The sequence below is a fragment of the Caballeronia sp. SEWSISQ10-4 2 genome (assembly GCF_030464885.1).
In the GTDB taxonomy this organism is placed as follows: Bacteria; Pseudomonadota; Gammaproteobacteria; order Burkholderiales; family Burkholderiaceae; genus Caballeronia.
The window spans coordinates 1-8,411 of record NZ_JALPRJ010000165.1 but is presented as its reverse complement, the minus strand read 5'-3'; the positions used below and the strand labels follow the sequence as shown (position 1 = coordinate 8,411).

At 56.9% G+C, this 8,411-nt stretch carries 5 protein-coding genes and 1 pseudogene; 5 read left to right on the top strand and 1 reads right to left on the bottom strand.

The features are described from left to right. Positions 1 to 472: pseudogene (locus tag M0D69_RS42830) on the bottom strand (polysaccharide biosynthesis protein); the annotation flags it as partial. Between the two features lie 785 nt (positions 473 to 1,257). Here M0D69_RS42830 and M0D69_RS42825 point away from each other — a divergent pair. The 5 genes from M0D69_RS42825 (at position 1,258) to M0D69_RS42805 (ending at position 8,122) form a co-directional block, all read left to right on the top strand. Further along, positions 1,258 to 2,679 carry a hypothetical protein gene (locus M0D69_RS42825; RefSeq protein ID WP_301787844.1) on the top strand — a complete coding sequence of 474 codons (1,422 nt, stop codon included), beginning with the start codon at positions 1,258 to 1,260 and terminating at the stop codon, positions 2,677 to 2,679. Between the two features lie 969 nt (positions 2,680 to 3,648). Then, positions 3,649 to 4,665, top strand: coding sequence for a glycosyltransferase family 2 protein (locus M0D69_RS42820; protein WP_301787843.1), 1,017 nt, complete (start codon positions 3,649 to 3,651; stop codon positions 4,663 to 4,665). Positions 4,666 to 4,695: 30 nt separating this feature from the next. After that, a complete protein-coding gene (locus M0D69_RS42815) occupies positions 4,696 to 5,346 on the top strand; it encodes a bifunctional 2-polyprenyl-6-hydroxyphenol methylase/3-demethylubiquinol 3-O-methyltransferase UbiG (protein ID WP_301787842.1) in 651 nt (216 codons plus the stop codon). After that, on the top strand, positions 5,343 to 6,212 hold the full coding sequence (locus M0D69_RS42810; RefSeq protein ID WP_301787841.1) for a hypothetical protein: 870 nt from the start codon (positions 5,343 to 5,345) through the stop codon (positions 6,210 to 6,212). The genes M0D69_RS42815 and M0D69_RS42810 overlap by 4 nt, the downstream gene beginning before the upstream one ends. 104 nt (positions 6,213 to 6,316) lie before the next feature. Further along, the gene (locus M0D69_RS42805) at positions 6,317 to 8,122 is read left to right on the top strand and encodes a hypothetical protein (protein ID WP_301787840.1); all 1,806 of its coding nucleotides are present in this window, start codon (positions 6,317 to 6,319) and stop codon (positions 8,120 to 8,122) included. Positions 8,123 to 8,411 lie beyond the last annotated feature (289 nt).

Genomic DNA, 8,411 nt, shown 5'->3' with positions numbered 1-8,411 from the left:
TTGCCCCCGCCGTACCCGCGCCCAGCACGATCACCGGCTTGCCCTTGCCGATCAACCCACCGTACAGATAGAACTCTTTAATCGCGCGATACAACGCACGTGCGCCGCCCATCGTGAGGAAGAGCAGCAACGGCGACACGATCAGCACAGAGCGGGGAATGATGGGCGAAGGCTGCAACATCGCCGCACCGATCATCACGATCAGCGCGCCAACTGCCACTGACTTCGAAATACGAATAAGGTCAGGCAAGCTCGCGAACACCCACATGCCGCGATACAGCCCGAACACACGAAACATCACCGCGTAGACGGGCAACACCCACATCAGTGCGGAAAGCGCGCCACGCGCGAAGTCAACTGGCACGGCGCCATTGAAACGAATGGCATAAGCCGCCAACCATGTACCGGCGACCGCGCAAACATCGAACGCAAACGCGCCGGCTGATAACCACGAAGCTTTGTACCGAATCATTCGCATGAACCTACCTCGAGAGTGCCCCAAAAAAACGGACGGCATTTCGCAAGGCCGGAAGGCCTATCGATGCCAGGCATTGAGCAATGCCGGGTGCCTAGCCCAACCGCAGGTGAACTTTTCCCCACGAAAGCGGGGATAAATCAGGCGCCTGAAAGTCGACGATTATGCCTGCCGTCATCTCAATAAGATGTTAAAAAGTGCAAATGTCACCCTATTGGGGCGCGTGACGCCTGGGTTTAGCGCTTATGCCCCCTTTCCTTTCCTTCACGCACAACGTACCGGGTTCGGACGGAGAATCGATGTGCTCAACGAATCCAAATGCTTTAACGGTCTGAAATGCGTTTCTTAACATTCTAAATAACTATTAAATTGCCAGACCCGATTGCATTTGGCGCGTAATCGGTAAGATATTGAAATTAGTAGAAAAACTTGGAAGGAATATCGCCTCACGCTAGACTGCCCGTCTTCACCGAAACCGCGAGCCACCACGGGAGCCATAAACGCGAAAAAGGACGGCGGTGAAGCCCATTGAATCGCGCCTGCTCAGGGATGGGAAGTGGGGGTGGCAGTGGGAATTGTCTAAAGGTGCTGAGATGCGCCCGGTCTACGAAGTGACGCCAGAGCTCGCGGCGATCCTTGCGGCGTCATCTCACTATCAAACGAGTGAAACCATGAACACAGCAGAGAGCGGCAATGACAATGCTGTTCGCCGTAGCGGTTGCTAGCGCGGTGTGATGACTAGTCGGAGCGCTCCCGCAGATGCTTCAACAGGACAGATAGAAATGGTAAATAAAGAAGGGCATCGATCAAGCCCCGTGTTGCTTGGCATCTGCATATTCTCTTTTCTGGTTTTTTTGTTTGGCAGGTATATCACGACGAGTAGCTTTGATCTCGTACAGCATTTCCTTTTGGTCGATGAGATCACGAAGCACGCCATGGTGCGTCCTGAATCTGTCCAGCGAATCGGTGCAATGGCCTTATACCCAGCGGCCGCTCACTGGGCGGCCGCGGTAATCGGATGGATTACAGGATCCGGACTTGTTGGCATCACCATCATCACGATCGCCTCCGCCTATCTCTGCTACCTGTTTATCGCTTATCTCGTAGGAGCCAGCACGCCGGCCAACGTACTGCTATTCGCCCTCGCCTTCCTCGCGCTGCGATTCACTCGCTCGCAGATCGGATGGGAAGTAGTCGCCAATTTCTTCTACCCCCAACTGGTCGCAGATGCGGTGTATTTCGCGGTTCTCCTATGGGTTTCGAACAACCGGAATGACTGGAAACAGGCGGTCACCCTCTTGCTGGCAGGCGCGATTTCAATGTGGATCCAGCCGCTTGTGGCCGTTCACACCCTGGCCGCTGGGTGCGTTCTGATGACATTTCATTCGGTGGAACGCTGGAAGGAAGAAAACGCATTGCCGGCAAGAAACATTGTTCTATTGCTAATCGTTGTAGTGGCTTCAATTGCAATCGTTCTGACGAATCCGGCATTTGCGGTTATGCGCAACATCGCATCCAACGACGGGGATCTCGTGTTGGGATACAACCGTTTGATGCTGGTGGCGATCCTGTGCGCTGCTATTGGGGCATTCAGCTTGTGGAAGCGGCTGACCGGGAGAGCGGCCTACGTCGATGCGGTCCTAGGCTCTGCCGTCATCGCGGCGGCCTTCCTGGCCATCCTTCAGTTCGCGCTGCTCAAGCTGCACGGCGACGGCTCGGCGTATGCAGTGAAGAAGCACATGTTCATTGTCGTCACCCTCGGCATCATGAATGCAGTTCGGGCAATCACAGGCTGTTTCCCGGAGAGCAAAAGGAAGATGCCGTCGGGAATATCCGCACCGCTCCTGGCGGGGTTCGCTTCATTCTTTGTCTTGAAGGGGTTCAACACGCCCGTGGCTCCGATTCTGACCGCCATGGCGTACGCAAATCACGCCGCCAGTTACGAATTGCCAGAATTCGTTCCGGGAAATTTGGTCGCTGACGACAGCTCGCTGCCGCGTATGGGCAACTCCATGATCTCCCTGACGGCATTCCAGCACCCTTTCGACGCCCGGGCAATATCATGGCAGCGCGGCGCGGACATGAAAGACGGCACTCAATATGCGATGGTGCTGCGCACTCCCGAAATCGACCAAAAATGCAGTGAGCGGTTCGCAGAAAGCCACTTGTACGTGATTATCGAACCGTCGTGTCTAAAGCGATAGATATTGAACAAGCCTCACTCCTTTGCGCCGGATGGCAATAGCTGGACGCATGCGCGTGCGTCCACGGAGGCGGCCTGCCGAGGCTGTGGGCCACATGGTCCCGGCGAGCCGCGGAGGCTCGATCATTTGTCGGTATCGCCTGACAAAGGAGGACGTGGTCGCGCCGATCATTTCGCTCAACAAAGTCCGATTTCCCACGCCAGGTGCGAACTTATGCTTGGGGCGACAGCGCAAACACTATGCCAAACGTTACCTCAAAATACCGGATGAAGGTGATATACCGGCGTCCATGCTAATGCGTCGGCGCCAAAGCACCGTCAATATTGGCGTCCCGGTTAAGCTGCATATATTTCTGCATTGGTTACGGATTATTACGAGTCAAGCCGCTTTAAATTGGCGATGAAATTTGACCCATAACATCGTCACAATTGGCTAAGATTGGTACTTAGATAATCAAGTGCAAATCATTCCGGCGCACAAACATGCCAACTGCAATGATTGGACAGAATCAAATGCCAAGCACTGCTAATGCTTCGGCTCCAGCGCCGCGAATACAGGCGCGAGCACGCTCTGTCAGGCACGTACAACGACCGTTGCTGACCCAAGCATTAATTGCAAGTCGTCGTTACTGAATGAGGTAAGAAATGCATCTTTGTTACGCGCAGGGCAAGCATGAGCGGCGGTCAGCTGGCAGGGTTATTTCTATTGCAGCGCGCTGTAGAACAGAGCATGGTGGACGCGCAATTAGTGGGACGCCGGAATCAGAATTACGACAAAGCGGCCCAAACTGCTGTAAGCAGACACCTAGGCGTAGCATTTAATTTGTTTTAAAGTGCGCCCCTTAATTTCTAAGGCGAGCGCGTGTAACCGCCCTGACATTGGACGGCCGGTTCACGCCTTTCCTTTGAGTTGTTGCGACAATGAATGTCGCTTGGCCGTAGCGGCTCGTGTCCTTTCCCAGGTTTGACAATGAAGTTGATTATCCAGATACCGTGCTTCAACGAAGCCGAAACGATTTCGATTACGCTCGCCGCGCTACCCCGCGAGGTCAAAGGCTTCGACAAGGTGGAGTGGCTGGTCATCGACGACGGAAGTGCCGACCACACGGCCGCCATCGCGCGCAGACATGGTGCAGATCACGTCGTACGCCATACCAGCAACCAAGGACTTGCGCGTGCCTTCATGACGGGCATCGAGGCGTCCGTGCGATTGGGCGCGGACGTCATCGTCAATACCGATGCAGATAATCAATACGAGGCCCGCGATATCCCTGCGCTGGTTGAACCAATCCGCCAGGGCGTTGCGGAAATTGTGGTCGGTGCACGGCCCATTAGTGAGATCGAACATTTCTCCGCAGCAAAAAAATTCCTGCAGAAGCTCGGTAGCTGGGTTGTCAGAACCGCGAGCCGCACCACGGTAGAGGATGCCGCAAGCGGATTCCGCGCGTTCAGTCGAGATGCCGCCCAGCGTCTCACCGTGTTCAGCGACTACACCTACACCCTCGAGACGATCATCCAGGCTGGCCAGAAGAACATGGCTGTTGTCTCTGTACCGATTCGTGTCAATCCCGATCTTCGACCGTCGCGGCTTGTTAAGAGCATCCCGTCGTATGTATTCAGGTCGATGCTCACCATCTGCCGGATCTTCGTTATCTACCGTCCTGGCCGTTTCTTTGGCACGCTCGGTTTGATCTTGCTGGCTGCGTCGTTTGTGCCTGGACTGCGATTCCTGGCCTTATATTTTGGCGGCGAAGGGCACGGCCATATCCAGTCGCTCATTCTTGCGTCCATCCTTGCCGGCATGGGCATCCAGACGCTCCTGGCGGCGGTGATCGCTGAACTGCTCGCGACCAACCGGAAGCTTCTGGAGGATATCCGCTACACCGCGAAGCGCTCGGAGTCGGCCGCACCCGCTAGCGGCAAGAACACTTTTGCCCTTGTCGTGCCGCATCGCCCGGAAAAACCGCGCGCGGTCACACGCTCCTGAGTTGAACCGGAATAAAGAAGGCACTCGTTGATGAAGATCTCGCAAGGAATGGTCGAGAACGGCACTGTCGTGGGAAATACCTTCGACAAGTACGGATCGAGAAATATCATCGTCCGGCAGCTCATGCAGGGGTTCGAGAATTCGCTGACCAACCTTGTCGGCAAGATCTCCCCTCGATCCATTCATGAAATCGGATGTGGCGAAGGATATTGGGTCATGCGCTGGGCGGACCAGGGCATTGCATCCACGGGCAGCGATTTCTCGGGCAAGGTCATCGAACTGGCGCGCGCCAATGCGTTGGAACGGGGCATGGCGTCCGATCTGTTTTCGGTGGAGAGCATCTATGAATTGCCTCATAGGACGACGAAACCCGATCTGATTATTTGCTGCGAAGTGCTGGAGCACCTCGAGCATCCCGAGGACGCACTACGCGCGTTGCAGGCTGCAGCAAAGGAGTACGTCATTGTCAGTGTGCCGCGCGAGCCGATCTGGAGCTTGTTGAACCTGGCGCGGGGCAAGTACCTGATGAGCGGCGGGAATACACCGGGTCATATCCAGCGATGGTCGGCTTCGGCGTTCAAAACCCTCGTGTCCCAATACTTCGATGTCCTGGAAATCCGCGCACCGCTGCCCTGGACCATGCTGCTGTGCCGCGTACCCAGCGTACCGAGTCCGAGATGAATTCAACGTTGAAGCGCGCTCTGTCCTGGGGCGGTAGCGCGCTCGGCATTCTCGGCGTTGCATTTGTCGCGGTGAAGCTGTTCGACTATGGCAACCGGTTGCCGATAAACCGTATCGGCATGGGACAGTGGTTCGGCATTGCCGCCTTGTCGCTGGTGTATGGCGCATCCGGCTTTCTTCTGGCAATCGCATGGCGAGACATCTTGCGGCATCTCGGGGTGACAGTCCGCCGCGACTGGGCCGCCTGGGCATATGGCGTATCGCAGCTCGCCAAATATGTTCCGGGCAATGTGTTTCATCTCGCTGGACGGCAAGCACTCGGCGCATCGGCGGGCTTGCCGCAGTGGCCGCTTGGCAAGTCGCTAGTGTGGGAACTCGGCACGATCGCGGTCATGGCCGCACTGTTCGTTCTCTGGACGATTCCATTGTTTCTTCCCCTGCCGGTGTGGGCTGCGCTCGTCGTATTCGCTTTCGCGGCCGGCGGTTCTATTGTGATCATCCGAACCGGATTCAGTCCGGACCTGGCACGGGCCGCTGCGCTTCAACTCGTGTTTCTCGGGCTTTCCGGCATCATCTTCGCGACGCTCTTCAAGCTTTTGGGCGGTGAATGGAATTGGGTTCCTGTTGCCGGCGCTTATGTGCTCGCGTGGCTGATCGGACTCGTTACGCCTGGAGCACCGGCGGGAGTCGGGGTTCGCGAGGCGGTCCTGTTTTTTTTGTTGCGCGACGTTCTCGGGCAGGCGGATCTGCTCGAGATCATTCTCATCGGACGACTCGTCACCGCAGCGGGCGATCTGGCTTTCTTTCTCGCGGCATCGGTGTGCTTTTCAGGGCGGCCCACGGGGCTGCTCGTCGAAACGGTGTAACGACGGCGTAGCAACACGGCATAACGCGCGGATTCGCAACCCTTACCGGCAATTTAACTATGACAACACCCGGATCTGGCGTCCGCACGCGACGAGCAATCGGAGTGAATGCTTTCTGGCTGGTCGTGCTGCTAGCGGCTATCGCGGCGATCTATGGTTCGATTCCGTTTTATTCCGCGCCGGTAATGGGGCAACTTGTCTGGGTATCGTCGTTCGCGCAGTCCTTCGCGAACGATGGCTGGTTCACGGTGTTTTCGCATAACTTCGGTTACCCGCGCACTGCACCTATGGCGTTCGGCTTGCCGGGAGCGCTCGTGGAAGGCGCGTTGCTGCGCGTCACCACGCTAAGCGCCGCCAATGCCTACTCGTTCATGACCATCGGTTACCTGGCGCTGGCTGGCTGGGGTGCAATTCGTTGCGCGCAACGGATCGGGCTTAGCTACCGTGCGGCGGTCTTCGTTGCCGCGGTATGGCTCACGATGCCGATGGTTTGGGCACATGCGGTCTACTCGATGCTCTCGATCGGTATCGCGTTGCTTCCCTTCTACCTGAACCAGGCGCTGCGCGTGTGCCGCATCGACAACGCCCGCGCCTCGACGCTCGTTGCCAGCGCCTTGAGCTTCGCTGCAACCGCGATGCTGTCGGTATTCATGGACGGCTATACGTTTGTGATGTTCGCGTTGGCCACGTTCATTTTTCTCGCCGTTGAAGGATTGAGCGATCGTGCTCGCCTTAGATGGGTCGCGGTGGTGAGCTTGCCCATTTGTATCGCCGGCTTCGCGGTCGCGTATTTACTCTATGTGACGTTCCTCGGTTTTCCAGCCTTCACGCCTGACTCGCTCGACATTTTCCGCGGTTGGGGAGTCGACGTAACCATGCTGATCTTTCCCACCAAAGGGCTCTTCTGGTTTTGGGACCACCTTGGCATGGGCCTGGATCGAAACGATCAGTTCTATTACGGCGATGCGTCGGTGTGGACAACGACGTTTTCACTGTTCGTCGGATTGTTTGGCTGCCTTGGCTTTTTTGTCGTCAGACGTCAAAAAATCGCCGTTGCCTTTCTCGCCATTGCGATCGTGGGGACTTATCTTTCCCTGGGACCGTCCTTAAAGGTTCACTCGCTGCGGCCTCATGCCGATATTGTCGCCGGCAACTTTTCTCCGCTTATGCCAGCCGCCAATGCTGTCATGCCCACGGGCAGCGGGTATCTGTCCGAGCATGTACCGGGCTTCAAGAACATGCGCGCGAGCTATCGGTGGCTGGCTCTCGGCCTGTTCGGACTGTGGGCGCTGTTTGCGATGCTGATCGGCGAACTGGAGCGGCGGCAACGCGCCGGCTGGGCGCTTGTGCTGGTCGCGCTGACGGTCGCCTGCAACCTTCCGAATCCACACATGGCGGCTTCTCAGTCGATCGTTTATCCGTCAACGGCACGGGTGAAACTGCGAGCGCCGCATCATTGGCAGGAATCGTTGCGCAACGTCGATGAAACTTTGGTGGCGTCGTTCAAACGCCAGATACGGCCGAGAAGCGTGGTCGCCTTCGTGCCTCAGGGTAACGATTTCCTTGCCGCCTATCTTGCCGCCGAGGCGAATGCAAAGACGTACAACGCGGGTGGTGACAAGAACGTCGAGATCGCACAATCCGCATGGCCCGCGAACATTCAGGCGCTGTTCGCCAGCGACCCCGGACACCTTGGCGCGGCGATCAAACAAACGCTTGATGCCCATGACGCCGATTATGTGGTGGTGTCCTTCATCGATCTGCTCTGGGACGCGCACGAGTGGCCCCCGGCAACGGCAAATGTAGAAGCGGCGAAAGCGCGTTTTGCAGGCGCTCTGGACCAACTTGAGGCAGATCCAAGGTTCGTGGTGTCGCGTGATCAATACTTCGCGACAGTGGCGCTGCGGTAGTTTCTTATGCAGGAAAATAGTTGAGCGCGCTTCGACGGAGCGCGCAAAACGAATCGCAACGCTTCGAAGCAAACCCCAGGATCTGGGTTGTTCGAACCGGTTGCCACACTCGTGACTAGCAGCCGCAGCACATCAGCGGTTAAGTACCCTCAGCCGATTCGAGCAGACTGCACGCTCGTCAAAGCCGGCGACATCGTCGTCTGATATTCCGGCACCCAGCGACGCAGATCGCGACGCACTTCATCGTCGGCCAATACGCGATGCTGCATCAGCCATGGCAACAATTCAT